This is a genomic window from Nocardioides acrostichi (assembly GCF_015319165.1).
Classification (GTDB): domain Bacteria; phylum Actinomycetota; class Actinomycetes; order Propionibacteriales; family Nocardioidaceae; genus Nocardioides; species Nocardioides acrostichi.
Genome location: NZ_JADIVZ010000002.1, coordinates 536,123 through 549,420 on the forward strand (window position 1 = coordinate 536,123; position 13,298 = coordinate 549,420).

Here is a 13,298-nt window from a genome sequence, read left to right on the forward strand (position 1 = left end):
CCGCCCGGGCCGCCGTTCAGCGCTTGGGCGGCTTGACGATGGTGGAGTGCGGGCCGTCGCCGTCGAGGTCGGTCAACGAGGTCATGAACGCCTCGGCCCAGGCGACGACGTCGTGCTGGGTGACCTGACGGCGCATGGCGCGCATGCGGCGGGTGGTCTCGCGGTCGTCGGCGCGGTAGGCCTCGAGCAGCGCCGCCTTCATGCCGTTGATGTCGTAGGGGTTGACCAGCCACGCCTGACGCAGCTCGTCGGCGGCGCCGGCGAACTCCGAGAGCACCAGCGCGCCGTCGTCCTCGTAGCGGGTGGCGACGTACTCCTTGGCCACCAGGTTCATGCCGTCGCGGTAGGGCGTGACGACCATGACGTCGGCGAGTCGGTAGAACGCCGCCATCTCCTCGCGCGGGTAGGAGTTGTGCAGGTAGTGGATCGCGGGGCGGCCGATGCGGCCGTGGTCGCCGTTGATGCGACCGACGAGCCGATCGATGTCGTCACGCAGGATGCGGTACTGCTCCACCTGCTCCCGCGAGGGCACGGCGACCTGCACGAACACGGCGTCCTCGACGTCGATGTGGCCCTCGCCCATCAGCTCGGCGAACGCGCGCAGCCGAGCGTAGATGCCCTTGGTGTAGTCGAGCCGGTCGACGCCGAGGAAGATCTTCTTCGGGTTGCCCAGGGCCGTGCGGATCGCCTCGACCCGCTTCTCGACGGCCGGCTTGCGGGCGAGCTCCTCGAACCCCTTGGCGTCGATGGAGATCGGGAACGCCGCGGCGCGCACCTCGCGGCCGTCGGGGAGGAACACCGTGCCGCTCTGGGTGCGGTGGCCGACGCGTTGACGCACCAGACGCACGAAGTTCTGGGCGCCGCCCGGCAGCTGGAAGCCGACCAGGTCGGCGCCCAGCAGGCCCTCGAGCAGCTGACGCCGCCACGGCAGCTGCTGGAACAGCTCGGCCGGGGGGAACGGGATGTGCAGGTAGAAGCCGATGCGCAGGTCGGGGCGGATCCGACGCAGCATCTCCGGCACCAGTTGGAGCTGGTAGTCGTGCACCCAGACGGTCGCGCCCTTGGCGGCCAGCCCGGCCGCCTTCTCGGCGAACCGCTCGTTGACCGAGACGTAGCGCTCCCACCACTCGCGGTGGTACTCGGGCTTGCCGACGACGTCGTGGTAGAGCGGCCACAGCGTGCCGTTGGAGAAGCCCTCGTAGAACTCCTCGATCTCCTCGGGCGTCATGGTCATCGGGGCCAGGCTCATGCCGTCGTGCTCGAACGGCTCGAGGTCGGTCTCGGTGCCGCCCGGCCAACCGATCCACACCCCGTGGTTGGCTCGCATCACCGGCTCGATCGCCGTGACGAGGCCACCGGGCGAGGTGCGCCAGCCGCGGGTTCCGTCGGCGTTCTCCACCCGGTCGACGGGCAGCCGGTTGGCGACGATCACCAGGTCGTAGGACACGCCGTCGACCTTATCCGGCGTGACCGCCGCCACGGCTGCGCGCACGGGTGAGGGCACGGCCGGTCGCAGGCGCGGTGGCGACCAGCGAGGGCTCACCTCGGCTCCTGTGCGAAGCGGACGCCGACCTGGGCGCGCACGTCGTCCATCTGACGCATGAGGGCCAGGGTCTGCGCGTGCGGCACGAGCGGACTCTCGCGCAGGCCCGCGCGCACGCAGCGCACCACCTCGGCGAGCTCGTTGCCGTAGCCGGCGCCGATCACCGGCTGGACCCCGCGCATCTCGACCACGGGCCCGCCGTCGTGGGGGGTGAACGCGGCGCCGTCGGGGTGGTGGCACTGGCCGAGGAGGTCGAGGCGTCCGGTGTCGGTGGCCAGGGCGCCCGAGCGGTCCGACCACGACGTCATGGACGCCGACAAGGACGCCGTGGCGCCGCCGGGGTAGCGCCCGGCGATCGCCACGTCGAGATCGACGCCGCGCCCCGAGAGGTGGGCCGTGGCGCGCAGCTCATCGGCCTCTCCGAGCAGCAGGTGCGCCAGGGTGAGGGGGTAGATGCCCATGTCGAGCAGTGCGCTCGCACCGAGGGTGGGGTCGAGCAGCCGGTCGTCGGGCACGTCGGGGACGACGAAGCCGAGCTCGGCGCGCAGGTGCCGGGGCGTGCCGAACTCGCCCGTCGCGAGGCGGGCCGCGACCTCGGTGACCACCGGATGGGTCGCCGTCCACATCGCCTCCATGAGGAAGCGGTCGTGCTGCTCGGCGAGCGCGACCATCTCCTCGGCGTCGGCCGCGGTGAGCGTGACCGGCTTCTCGCAGAGCACGTGCTTGCCCGCCTCCAGGGCCAGGCGTACGTGCTCGAGGTGGAAGGCGTGCGGAGTCGCGACGTAGACGACGTCGACGCCCTCGTCGGCGACGAGGTCGGCGTAGGAGCCGTGGGAGCGGGCGCCGGGGGCGTGCTCGGTCACGAACGCGCGGGCCGACTCCAGGCTGCGGGCGCCCGCAGCGACGAGCTCGGCACCGGGCACGAGGGGGAGGTCGGCGGCGACCTTGCGCGCGATCTTGCCGGTGGCCAGGAAGCCGAAACGCACCGGCGCGTTCGTTTCGGACCCCCCGATGTCGGTCATGGCGCCACCGTATGCGGCGGCGACGCACCGAAACCACCGGCGCCGGGTAATGACACGGGTGTCATTCCATGGTCTACAGTGAGGGCGTCCCCCATGTCGAGATGATCGGGAGCGTGCCATGGAGCCCCAGCGCGACGACCAGCGCCACGACGCTCACGCCCTCTCCGACGAGACCGCGCCCGCGTTGAGCGAACGCGACTGCGCCATCCTCGACTTCGAGCGTCAGTGGTGGAAGTACGCGGGCGCCAAGGAGACCGCCGTTCGCGAGAAGTTCGACATGAGCGCCACTCGCTACTACCAGGTGCTCAACGCGATCATCGACCGCCCCGAGGCGCTCGAGGTCGACCCGCTGTTGGTGCGTCGGCTGCGGCGGCTGCGCGCAGCGCGCCAGCGTCAGCGCTCGGCCCGCCGTCTCGGCTTCGAGGTCTGAGCCGTGCGTCGCCGTGGTCAGCGAGGCGCCGTGTTCCCCTCGCCGGTCGTGATCCTCTCCGTCGTGGCCGTCTTCCTCGCCGCGGTGGCGTTCGTCGCCACGCGCGGTGACGCGCCGGCCGAGAAGGAGATCACGCCCGCCGCTCGCGGCACGGAGACCTCTCCGGCGGCCACGCCCAGCACCTCGGCCTCGGCCTCCGCCTCCCCGCGGCCCACGAAGAAGAAGCCGCCGGCGATCCAGCGCGGCAAGATCTACGTCGAGGTCTTCAACAACTCCTCGGTCACCGGCCTCGCGGGCCGGGTGGCCCAGCGGGTGGGTGACGCCGGCTGGCAGGTCGTGGGCGCCGACAACTGGTACGGCACCATCCCCACCACCACCGTCTACTACCCGCCGCAGCTCGCACGCGCCGGCAAGCAGCTGGCCCTCGACCTCGGGGTCAGCCGCACGGCTCCCGCCGTCGACCCCATGAAGATGGATCGGCTCACGCTCATCCTCACCGGTCCGCTGGAGTAGGCACGCGCGGCGCGGTCGCGCATCCGGCGATCGTGACCGGTCGGGGGAGCATCCCGCGACGCCGGATCTGCTTGATTGCAGGCATGACCGACGCGCGTGCCATCGAGACCTGGCTGACCGACATGGACGGGGTGCTGGTCCGCGAGGAGCAGATGATCCCGGGAGCCGACGACTTCATCGAGGCCCTGAAGTCGCACGATCGACAGTTCATGGTCTTGACGAACAACTCGATCTACACCCCACGCGACCTCCGCGCCCGGCTGCTGGCCAGCGGCATCGACGTGCCGGAGGAGAACATCTGGACCTCGGCCCTGGCCACGGCCACGTTCCTCGACGACCAGCGACCCGGCGGCTCGGCCTTCGTCGTGGGTGAGGCCGGGCTCACGACGGCCCTGCACGACATCGGATACGTGCTCAGTGACCGCGACCCCGACTACGTGGTGCTCGGCGAGACCCGCACGTACTCCTTCGAGGCGATCACCAAGGCCATCCGCCTGATCGAGAGCGGGGCGCGCTTCATCGCCACGAACCCCGATCCCAGCGGCCCCAGTCCCGAGGGCACGCTGCCGGCCACGGGGTCGGTGGCGGCGCTCATCGCCCGCGCCACGATGCGGGAGCCCTACTTCGTGGGCAAGCCCAACTCGCTGATGATGCGGTTCGCGCTGAACAAGGTCGAGGCCCACTCGGAGACCACGGTGATGATCGGCGACCGCATGGACACCGATGTCATCGCCGGACTCGAGGCGGGGCTGCGCACGTTCCTGGTGCTCACCGGCTCGACGAAGGCGAGCCAGGTCGACAGCTATCCCTACCGGGCCAGCCACGTCGTCGACTCGGTCGCGGATCTCGTCACGCTGGTGCGCAAGAAGTCGCCGTCCGCCTGAGTGGGCCTCGTCGGTCGACCGGGTGCGCTCGGCGGCGCAGGGGGGCTTCCCCTCCGCGGGTGGCGCCGACGTGGTTGGCTGGTCGCATGCCTGGCTCCCTGCACTGCACCGCCGATGGTGAACGCCGGTGGACGGCGCTGCTCGACGTGCTCGACGACGTCGTCGTGGGGCTCGACTTCGACGGCACCCTGGCGCCGATCGTCGACGACCCGGAACAGGCGCACATCCATCCCGAGGCGGGCGCTGCTCTGGTGGCCCTGGCTTCGCACGTGCGGGCGATCGCGGTCATCACCGGGCGCCCGGCCCGGCAGGTGCTCGACCTGGGCGGGCTGGAGGAGATCGGCGACGCGGTCGAGGCCGCGGGCTCGCAGCTCTACGTGTTCGGCCAGTACGGCCACGAGCGCTGGACGTCGTCGGCCCGGCGCATCGACGCGCCCCGCCCGCCGCGAGGCCTGGTCGCGTTCGAGCGCGAGCTGCCCCACGTGCTGGGCGAGGCCGGTGCCGACGACGCCTTCGTCGAGGACAAGGGCCTGGCGGTGGCGGTGCACACCCGGCGGCTGGCAGATCCCGCGGGAGCCTTCCGAGCCGTGCTGCCCTTGCTGACCGAGCTCGCCGAGCGGCACGATCTCATCGTCGAGCCCGGCCGCAACGTGGTCGAGGTCCGCACCGGGGGCATGGACAAGGGCCAGGTCGTGCAGCACCTGGTCGAGCGGCTCTCGCCCTCCGGCTTCCTCTTCGCCGGCGACGACCTCGGCGACGTCCAGGCGTTCGAGGCGCTCACCGCGCTGGCCGATGGCGGTCTCCCGGTGCTGCGGGTCTGCTCGGCCTCGTCGGAGGAGTCCGCGCTGCGGCAGTCCGCCGATCTCGTGGTGCCCGGGCCCGCCGGCGTCGTCGACCTGCTGGCCCGCCTCGCCGCGGGCGCGCCCACCACCGGCGCTCCGGTCTGCGCCTGACCCTCGGACTGTCTCGCCATCCGGACGCAAAGTCCGGATGTTGGGATCTCGATTTCCGGGTGCAACCACGGCGCCCGTAGGCTGGCGTTGCTCATCAAGAGGGACTGAGGGAACGGCCCGACGACGTCCCGGCAACCGCCACGAACCTCCGCCCGGCCCGTCCTGGCTGGTCGTGGAAAAGGTGCCGATTCCGGCCCGGTGCGAGAGACGCGCCAGGGAAAGATGAGGAGGAGGACTCCATGAGCGCTGCACCCGAAGGTCTCACCGTCACCGAGCAGGGCACGGTGCTGCGCGACGGCGCGTTCGGCAACGCCCGCGCGCTGTGTTGCCGCGAGTGCGGCCACGAGGTGGCTCTCGGCCCGCACTACGCATGCCCGGAGTGCTTCGGTCCGCTCGAGGTCTCCTACGACTTCCCGACCGTGACCCGCGAGGAGATCGCGGCCGGTCCGCGCAACATCTGGCGCTACAAGGCGCTGCTGCCGGTGCCGACCGACATCGAGCAGAGCCCGAACACCGAGCCCGGCTTCACCCGTCTGCTCGAGGCGCGCAATCTCGCCGCCGAACTGGGCATCGACAAGCTCTGGGTCAAGGACGACTCCACCAACCCCACCAACTCCTTCAAGGACCGCGTCGTCGCGTGTGCGCTCAGCGCCGCCCGCGAGCTGCACGCCAAGGTCTTCGCCTGCCCCTCGACGGGCAACCTGGCCAACGCCGTGGCCGCCGCCGGCGCCCGCGCCGGCATCAAGACGGTCGTGTTCATCCCCAGCAACCTCGAGAAGCCCAAGCAGGTCAACTCCGCGGTCTACACCGACTCCCTCGTCGCGGTCGAGGGCAACTACGACGACGTCAACAAGCTGGCCTCCGAGATCGCCGGCGAGGAGGAGGGGTGGGCGTTCGTCAACGTCAACGTGCGCCCCTTCTACGCCGAGGGGTCCAAGACGCTGGGCTACGAGATCGCCGAGCAGCTCGGCTGGCGGCTGCCCGACCAGGTCGTCATCCCGGTCGCGTCGGGCTCGCAGCTCACCAAGGTGCACAAGGCGTTCCAGGAGCTCGTGAAGCTCGGGCTCGTCGACGACAAGCCGGTCAGGATCTTCGGCGCCCAGGCCACCGGCTGCTCCCCGGTGTCGACCGCCTACAAGGCCGACACCGACGCGATCCGCCCGGTCAAGCCCGACACCATCGCCAAGTCCCTGGCCATCGGCAACCCCGCCGACGGCATCTACGTGCTCGACATCTGCCGTGAGACCGGCGGGGCGGTGGAGGACGTGACCGACGACGAGGTGCGCGAGGGCATCCTCCTGCTCGCCCGCACCGAGGGCGTGTTCACCGAGACCGCCGGCGGCACCACGGTCGGGGTCTTGAAGAAGCTGGTCGAGACCGGCCAGCTCGACACCACGCTCGAGACCGTCGTCATCAACACCGGCATGGGCCTGAAGACGCTCGACGCCGTCGCCGACGAGGTCGGGCCGGCCGCCACCATCAAGCCGTCGTACGGCGCCTTCGTCTCCACCGGCCTGGTCTGAGCTCGATGAGCGTCGAGGTCCGGGTGCCGACGATCCTGCGCACCTACACCCAGGGCGCCTCCGAGGTCTCCGCGAGCGGCGACACGCTCAGCGCCGTGCTCGACGACCTCGAGGCCCACTACGCGGGCATCCGGGCGCGTGTGCTCGACGACAACGGACGTCTGCGTCGGTTCGTCAACGTGTACGTGGGTGACGAGGACGTGCGCTTCCTCGACGACCTCGCCACCCCGACGCCGGATGGCACCAAGGTCTCGATCATCCCGGCGGTCGCGGGCGGCTGAGCGCGGCCGCTCAGCAAACGAGAACACGTTCCACTTCGGGGCGAACTCGGGCAGGATCACCCCCATGCCTCGCACGATGACGCCCTGCCGCCCCGTCGGCGCCGCCGAGATCGCGGATGCCCCACTGCGCTTCGCCAACTCCGTCGACCTCGCGATCACCCCCGAGCAGCTCTTCGAGGTGCTGGCCGACGCCGAGGCATGGCCGCACTGGGCCAAGGCGATCACGCAGGTCACCTGGACCAGCCCCGGCGCCGCGGACGGCGACATCGGCGTCGGGAGCACGCGCACGGTGGGCATGCGCGGCGGCATCGTGGGGGAGGAGGAGTTCTTCGACTGGGATCCGCCCCGCACCATGGGCTTCCACTTCACCAGCGCCAACATCCCCGACACCGACGCGTTCGGTGAGTACTACGAGGTGGTGGCCACGGCCGAGGGCTGCCGACTCACCTGGACCCTGGCTCTTTGGCCCACCGGAGCCCAGAGGGTGGTCGCCCGGCTGTCGGGTCCGGTGCAGAACCTGGCCTTCCGCTGGTTCCTGCGCAACCTGCGCCGCTACACCGACCAACGCTTCGCCCGCTGACGCACACCCGCCCTCACGCCTACACTCGATCCGGTACCAGTGTGACTGCTGGGACCACTGAGGCCCCGGGGGGGTGGGGATGCGAGTCGTGCGGCGAGGGAGTGCGGCGGGCCTGCTCGCGCTCGCGCTCACCGGCACCCTGCTCAGCGCTTGCCGAGACGACGACCCGCAGGCCTCGCAGCGCGATCGCTCGCCTGCCTCCTCGAGGGCCCCGACCGTGCACGAGGGCAGGCGAGCCGACCGCCCTCTGCGGAAGAAGGCGATCCCACACCCGGTGCAGCGTGGTGAGCTGACCCTCTCGAGGACATCGCTCGCCTGGGGTGACGACCTCGCGTTCGAGGTCACGCTCCCTGCGAAGGAGCGGCCCGTACAGCTGTTGGTCGGCACCGACCGCGGGCCGGTGGCCGTGCTGCGCGGCCGCACCGACGGCCGCGGACGGTGGCGAGGTGACCTCTCCGTGCCCAGCGGGTTCACGGGGCCGATCTCGCTGCTGGCCCGCACGGTGCGCCCCCTGGGCTCCACGAAGCCGGCCCTCCAGACGCCGCCGGTGATGACCAGCGTCAGTGCGAGCAGTGCGTCGATCCAGACCGGCAGTATCGACGTGTCACGGTCGTTCGCCGGCAACCAGCTCATCACCGGTCAGGTCGTCTTCGCCGACGCAGCCTCCGGGGCCCGAGCCCGGCTCGAGGTGTTGCGCGACGGTGTGTGGACACCGACCACGCGGGCGGCCCCGGTGGCGCTCGACGAGAACGGGTGGGGCACCCTGCCCGGCTTCGACCGCGGCTGCCACGAGCCGTCGGCGCAGACGCGCGCCTGCGAGGCGGGGGCCTGGCTCGTGCGTGGCGCACTGCTCGACGACGGCCGCGTGGTCGCGACCACCCCGGCGGCCGTCGCCACCCAGCCCGACTACACGGTCCTGCCCGTGGTGCGCCCGGGCACCCTGCCTCGCGCCCGCGTCGGCCGCCGCCTCGACGTCGAGCTGCACACGACCCCCGCACTCCCCGGCACCTGGCGGCTGCTACCGGCGGCATCGCTGTCCGACTCGACGCGCGACTCGACGCCGGTAGCCGCGTGGGCCCGGATCACCCGCGACGGCCACCTCACCGGCACGCCACGCACGGCCGGGCGCCAGCGCCTGCTCGTGCAGTTCACGCCCCGCAACGGACGACCCGTGCTGGTGTCGCGGCGTCTCGGCGTCGCCGCGGCGAAGGCCGCCGCCCCGAGCGCCGGCGGCTCGCCCACGGCGTCCGCGGGGAGCGCTCCCTCGCCCTCGGACACGGCGACGGAACCGCCGGTGGCCGACGTCGAGCACGTCGACGCCGACTACTACTGCCTGCTCGGCCTCGCGGTGCGCAGCGCGCTCCGGATGGACACCGCCACGCCGCTGCGCTGGACCCTCACCTCGGGCGCGCTGCCGCCCGGTCTCGAGCTCGACGGCGCCAGCGCCGTCGTCTCGGGTGCACCGCAGCACCCGGGCGCGCCTCGTCTGGTGCGCCTCGACGGTCGAGACGACGCGGGCGAGGTGCTGGCCCGCCGCACGGTACGGCTGCCCGCCTGCACCAGCAGCCCGGCGCCGGTGGTGCAGCTGCGCCAGCTGCCCGTCGGTCGGGTCGACGAGGGCTACGCCGGCCGCGTGGTGGCGCCGCTGCGGGTCGAGCGGGGTCGTACCTCGGTCACCGTGCCCCGCGACGGCACGTGGCGTGTCGCGCTCGGCTCGCTCCCGCCCGGCCTGCGGCTGAGCCCGGACGGCGTGATCACGGGCCAACCCACGAAGGCGGGGGCGTTCTCGGTGACGGTCCGCTTCACCGAGTCCGGCACGGGACGCATCGCGACTCGGCCGCTGGTCGTCACCGTTCTACCGTGAGCCCGCCCCGACCTCGGCCTGCCCCTGCGTGACGGCGCCCTTGCGCAGCGTCACCGCGCGGTCCGGCGCGGCCAGCCCCTCGCGGGCGACGATGGCGCCGCGCGCCGAGACCGCCTCGTGGGAGGCGCGCAGGGCGTCGAAGAACGCCGTCCGCTCGGCGTCGTCGGCGGTCGCCCACCTCTCGAAGTGGTCGGGCTCGGCCCGTCGGACGAGGAATCGCATGCATGCTCCCGGGGTCGTCTCGGCCGGTGCCACGGTAATGACGGCCGCGCCCGCCGGGAGCGACGGGGATCGACGGGGATCGACGGGGATCGACGGGGATCGACGGGGATCGACGGGGATCGACGGGGATCGACATCGGCGCTCAACCTGTTCCTCGCCGGGCGTTCAACGAGCCGGGCTAGAACCGCAGCCGTGGACCGACGCGCGCTGACCCTGCTCACCGGCACCACCGCGCTCGGCGCGGCCGGCGTCGGGCTGGGCCTGGGCGCCAAGGTGCTGCTCACTCGCCAGGCCGCTCACGCCCGCCGGCTGATCGGCAAGCCACTCGGTGAGCAGGCTCCGGACGCCGACCGGGTGTGGAAACGCGCGTACGGCGAGCCCCTCGACCTGCTGGTGCTGGGTGACTCCGTCGCCGCCGGGCTCGGGGCCGAGCGCCGCAAGGACACCCTGGGCGGTCGGCTCAGCAAGGGGCTGGCCAGGCGGGCGCACCGCTCGGTGCGGCTGCGCACTGCGGCCGTGGTGGGCTCGGAGTCCGCCGCCCTGGCGGGCCAGCTCGACACCCTGCCCGTCGACTACCGGCCCGACGTCGCGCTCGTCGTCGTCGGCGGGAACGACGTGACCCACCGGGTGCCCGTGAGCGAGTCGTGCCGCCATCTGGTCGAGGCGATCGCCAGGCTGCATGAGCGGGGCACGGTCGTCGTCGTCGGCACCTGCCCCGACCTCGGCGCCCTCCGGCCGGTGCCGCAGCCGCTGCGCTCGCTGGGCTCGCGTGCCTCGCGCCAACTCGCGGCGGCGCAGTCGGCGGCCGCGCTGGGGGCGGGCGCGCACGTGGTGTCGCTGGCCGACGTCGTGGGCGACTTCTTCATCACCGACCCCGACGAGGCCTTCAGCCTCGACCGGTTCCACCCCAGCGCGGCCGGCTACAAGCGCACCGCGAAGGCGGTGCTGCCCTCCCTCCTCGCAGCTCTCGGGCTCGTCGACGAGCTGCCGCCAGGACACCTGCCGCCGGGGCCCCGGGGGCTTTACTCACGCGAGGGGCAGACGTAGCGTGAAGTTGTCGCGGGCAAGGATCGGCCACCGGGGCCGGACGGCCCCGGCCGTGATTGTGAGTCTCTCGTGCCGTACCCCCGCCGCCTCCGTGCGCTCTCACTCGCCCTCGCCGCTGCCGTGTGCCTCGCCGTCCCTCTCGGAGCGGCCCGCGCCGACACGGTCCCCGAGCAGGGCGTCTGGTTCCACAACCAGCCCGTGCTGGTGGGTGACACCTACTCGATGAGCTTCGAGGTGCCGGCGAACGAGCAGCGCACCGCCCAGCTCCAGCGCCTCACCGACTCCGGCTGGGAGCAGGTCGACGAGACCCAGACCTACCCGTTCAAGCCCACCTACGAGCACTGGTACGCCGACTTCACCGCACCGACCGACGCCACCTGGCTCACCTACCACCAGGTGCGCGTGGTCATGCCGGCCACCGCCGACGAGTCGGCCTACGTCGGCGCACCGCAGTCCGCGCCGATCTACGACGCCCCGACGGTCGGACACCTCGACGCGCCCGACCACGGCTACGTCGAGAACGTGGTCCCCGCGTCCTTCGGCTACCCGGTCGACGTGACCTACGACGACGCCCCGGCCGACGGCGCCTGGCACTGCATCTACACCCGCATGGTGCCCGGCCAGTGGGATCGCGGCAACAACAGCGAGTGCGAGCCGGCCGACGAGGACTTCGTGGTCAGCCTGCACGAGGGCGGCAACGCGCAGCGCGTGGTGCTCTACGACAACCGCGACGACGCGATCCGCAACCAGAACCCGGTGGGCGTGACGACGCCGGCGACCGAGCAGGGCGAGTACGGCCCGTGGACACCTCAGCAGGTGCCCGACCAGCAGTTCCAGGTGGGCGAGGAGGTGCACCTCCAGCTGCACACCCTCGGTGACCTGGACGGCACCTGGTCGATCACGCCCGGCGGCAAGAAGTTCAACGACGCCGGACTGCCCTCCGGGCTCTCGCTGAACCCGCGCACGGGGCTGATCTCCGGTGTGGCGAAGGACGACGGGGACTGGTCGTGGCTGTCGATCGACTTCAAGCCCGACGGTCGCGACTTCCACACCGTCGTCGACTTCGACATCCAGGTCTCCCTGCGACCGCAGGATCCCGACATCCCGCCCGCGATGCTCGGGGTCGAGCCGCACTCGTACCAGTCCTTCTTCACCGTGCTCAGCTCGGATCTGTACCAGGGCGTCCGCGTCGACGCCCCACCGTGGCCCGTGCTCAGCGACGGCCCGGTCACCTCGTGGAAGGTGGTCAAGGGCCGGCTGCCCTACGGCATCCACCTCGACCCCGACTCCGGCCGCATCTTCGGGGTGCCGCAGCGCAGCCGCGACGTGATGCGCCACCCGACGATCCGGGCGAGCAACGACGCCGGGGGGTATGACGACGAGTACCTGGTCGACCGCGTCGCGCCGACCAGCGACCCCGAGATCGCGACGACGAGCCTCCCGGTGGCCCACAAGGGCCAGTGGTACCGCGCCGACCTCGCGCTCGCTCCGATCGAGAACGTGCACGGTACCCCGATCCCCGACGTCGAGCGCGCCGGCTCCTGGAAGCTGGTCAAGGGCCGCCTGCCCGCGGGCCTGAAGCTGACCAGTGACGGCGTCCTCGAGGGGCACCCGCACGTGGTGACCAAGCGACGCATCACGGTGCGCTTCGTCGAGCTGCACACCGGACGCCGCGACCCGCAGGCCCTCGACCTGATCGTGCGTCCTTGACCTGACCGACGAACGGTCCGGCCCCTGGATGAGGCAAGGTGGTTCTCGCCATGCGCACTACCATCGATTTCGCCGGCCGTCTGGTGGTGCCGAAGTCGGTGCGAGACGCGATGGGTCTCCCGGCGGGGAAGGTGGTCGATGTGGTGTTCACCGACGGACGCATCGAGATCGAGTCGGCTCCAGCGGACGTCTCGGTCGACGTCTCGGGAGATCTGCCCCGGATCGTGCCGGCAGATGAGTTGCCGGCGTTGTCCGACGACGACGTGCGCAACGCGAGCGAGGCCACGCGTCGGTGAGCCACACCTGCGACACCAGCGTGCTGGTGCCGGCCGTGGCTGCTTGACACTCCGCGCACGAGGCGTGCCGCGCTGCGCTTCGCCCGGTCGGCGCGGTGTCGGCGCACGTACTGCTCGAGACCTACTCCGTGCTCACCCGCCTTCCCGCGCCGCACCGCATCGCCCCGGTGTACGACGCCTTGATCGCGGCGACCGCCGTGCACCACTCGGCGACGCTGCTCACGCGCGATCGGCGGGCGCGTGCCACCTACGACTTCGTGCACGCTCACTACGTCGTGCTCCGAGCCGTCGTGCTCCGAGCCGTCGTGCTGCGGGCGCGAGAACTGTTTGCACTCGCTGGAGGCGAGTGCTAATAATGGCGGTGGCACTCTCCATGCGAGAGTGCCAGATCCCCGGTCTGGGGAGTCGAGGTCGGCAGCGTCGTCGAGCA

Annotated in this window: 15 protein-coding genes and 1 riboswitch; of the genes, 12 read left to right on the forward strand and 3 right to left on the reverse strand. The window is 71.8% G+C overall.

The window, feature by feature from the left end; genetic code table 11:
- Positions 1-16 precede the first annotated feature (16 nt).
- Both ISG29_RS07420 and ISG29_RS07425 read right to left on the reverse strand, forming a co-directional pair.
- The gene (locus ISG29_RS07420; RefSeq protein WP_407940172.1) at positions 17-1,480 is read right to left on the reverse strand and encodes an alpha,alpha-trehalose-phosphate synthase (UDP-forming); all 1,464 of its coding nucleotides are present in this window, start codon (positions 1,478-1,480) and stop codon (positions 17-19) included.
- Between the two features lie 59 nt (positions 1,481-1,539).
- Positions 1,540-2,565 (reverse strand): Gfo/Idh/MocA family protein, encoded by a 1,026-nt coding sequence (locus tag ISG29_RS07425; protein WP_194502721.1) that lies wholly within the window; start codon positions 2,563-2,565, stop codon positions 1,540-1,542.
- A gap of 118 nt (positions 2,566-2,683) precedes the next feature.
- Between ISG29_RS07425 and ISG29_RS07430 the strand changes: the two genes are divergently transcribed.
- From ISG29_RS07430 to ISG29_RS21560, 8 genes are all read left to right on the forward strand, one after another.
- The gene (locus ISG29_RS07430; protein ID WP_235958608.1) at positions 2,684-2,995 is read left to right on the forward strand and encodes a DUF3263 domain-containing protein; all 312 of its coding nucleotides are present in this window, start codon (positions 2,684-2,686) and stop codon (positions 2,993-2,995) included.
- A gap of 30 nt (positions 2,996-3,025) precedes the next feature.
- Positions 3,026-3,508: a LytR C-terminal domain-containing protein gene (locus ISG29_RS21555; RefSeq protein ID WP_328828341.1), complete on the forward strand. Its 483-nt coding sequence runs from the start codon at positions 3,026-3,028 to the stop codon at positions 3,506-3,508.
- 50 nt (positions 3,509-3,558) lie between these two features.
- Positions 3,559-4,392: an HAD-IIA family hydrolase gene (locus ISG29_RS07440; protein WP_456237958.1), complete on the forward strand. Its 834-nt coding sequence runs from the start codon at positions 3,559-3,561 to the stop codon at positions 4,390-4,392.
- An 86-nt stretch (positions 4,393-4,478) separates the two neighbouring features.
- Complete coding sequence (gene otsB, locus ISG29_RS07445; RefSeq protein WP_194502724.1) at positions 4,479-5,345, forward strand: trehalose-phosphatase; 867 nt, start codon at positions 4,479-4,481, stop codon at positions 5,343-5,345.
- Between the two features lie 88 nt (positions 5,346-5,433).
- A riboswitch (SAM riboswitch) is annotated at positions 5,434-5,574 on the forward strand.
- Between the two features lie 10 nt (positions 5,575-5,584).
- Positions 5,585-6,868 carry a threonine synthase gene (gene thrC, locus ISG29_RS07450; RefSeq protein WP_194502725.1) on the forward strand — a complete coding sequence of 428 codons (1,284 nt, stop codon included), beginning with the start codon at positions 5,585-5,587 and terminating at the stop codon, positions 6,866-6,868.
- Positions 6,869-6,873: 5 nt separating this feature from the next.
- A complete protein-coding gene (locus tag ISG29_RS07455) occupies positions 6,874-7,149 on the forward strand; it encodes a MoaD/ThiS family protein (RefSeq protein ID WP_194502726.1) in 276 nt (91 codons plus the stop codon).
- Between the two features lie 64 nt (positions 7,150-7,213).
- A complete protein-coding gene (locus ISG29_RS07460; RefSeq protein ID WP_207792833.1) occupies positions 7,214-7,729 on the forward strand; it encodes an SRPBCC family protein in 516 nt (171 codons plus the stop codon).
- 88 nt (positions 7,730-7,817) lie between these two features.
- Positions 7,818-9,593: a putative Ig domain-containing protein gene (locus ISG29_RS21560; protein WP_194502727.1), complete on the forward strand. Its 1,776-nt coding sequence runs from the start codon at positions 7,818-7,820 to the stop codon at positions 9,591-9,593.
- On the opposite strand, the gene ISG29_RS07470 is transcribed toward ISG29_RS21560, so the two are convergent.
- A complete protein-coding gene (locus ISG29_RS07470; RefSeq protein WP_194502728.1) occupies positions 9,585-9,815 on the reverse strand; it encodes a hypothetical protein in 231 nt (76 codons plus the stop codon). The two genes, ISG29_RS21560 and ISG29_RS07470, sit on opposite strands and share 9 nt — an antisense overlap.
- Positions 9,816-10,007: 192 nt before the next feature.
- Between ISG29_RS07470 and ISG29_RS07475 the strand changes: the two genes are divergently transcribed.
- The 4 genes from ISG29_RS07475 (at position 10,008) to ISG29_RS20470 (ending at position 13,221) form a co-directional block, all read left to right on the forward strand.
- Positions 10,008-10,862: an SGNH/GDSL hydrolase family protein gene (locus tag ISG29_RS07475; RefSeq protein WP_194502729.1), complete on the forward strand. Its 855-nt coding sequence runs from the start codon at positions 10,008-10,010 to the stop codon at positions 10,860-10,862.
- Between the two features lie 69 nt (positions 10,863-10,931).
- Complete coding sequence (locus ISG29_RS07480) at positions 10,932-12,572, forward strand: Ig domain-containing protein (protein ID WP_194502730.1); 1,641 nt, start codon at positions 10,932-10,934, stop codon at positions 12,570-12,572.
- A 50-nt stretch (positions 12,573-12,622) separates the two neighbouring features.
- Positions 12,623-12,868 carry an AbrB/MazE/SpoVT family DNA-binding domain-containing protein gene (locus ISG29_RS07485; RefSeq protein WP_194502731.1) on the forward strand — a complete coding sequence of 82 codons (246 nt, stop codon included), beginning with the start codon at positions 12,623-12,625 and terminating at the stop codon, positions 12,866-12,868.
- A gap of 95 nt (positions 12,869-12,963) precedes the next feature.
- Positions 12,964-13,221, forward strand: coding sequence for a PIN domain-containing protein (locus tag ISG29_RS20470; protein ID WP_207792834.1), 258 nt, complete (start codon positions 12,964-12,966; stop codon positions 13,219-13,221).
- Positions 13,222-13,298: the final 77 nt, after the last annotated feature.

Coding starts and splice junctions, on each gene's coding strand:
- ISG29_RS07425 (WP_194502721.1), bottom strand. CDS start 2,565: ATGACCGACATCGGGGGGTCCGAAACGAACGCGCCGGTGCGTTTCGGC.
- ISG29_RS07430 (WP_235958608.1), top strand. CDS start 2,684: ATGGAGCCCCAGCGCGACGACCAGCGCCACGACGCTCACGCCCTCTCC.
- otsB (WP_194502724.1), top strand. CDS start 4,479: ATGCCTGGCTCCCTGCACTGCACCGCCGATGGTGAACGCCGGTGGACG.
- thrC (WP_194502725.1), top strand. CDS start 5,585: ATGAGCGCTGCACCCGAAGGTCTCACCGTCACCGAGCAGGGCACGGTG.
- ISG29_RS07455 (WP_194502726.1), top strand. CDS start 6,874: ATGAGCGTCGAGGTCCGGGTGCCGACGATCCTGCGCACCTACACCCAG.
- ISG29_RS07460 (WP_207792833.1), top strand. CDS start 7,214: ATGCCTCGCACGATGACGCCCTGCCGCCCCGTCGGCGCCGCCGAGATC.
- ISG29_RS07470 (WP_194502728.1), bottom strand. CDS start 9,815: ATGCGATTCCTCGTCCGACGGGCCGAGCCCGACCACTTCGAGAGGTGG.
- ISG29_RS07485 (WP_194502731.1), top strand. CDS start 12,623: ATGCGCACTACCATCGATTTCGCCGGCCGTCTGGTGGTGCCGAAGTCG.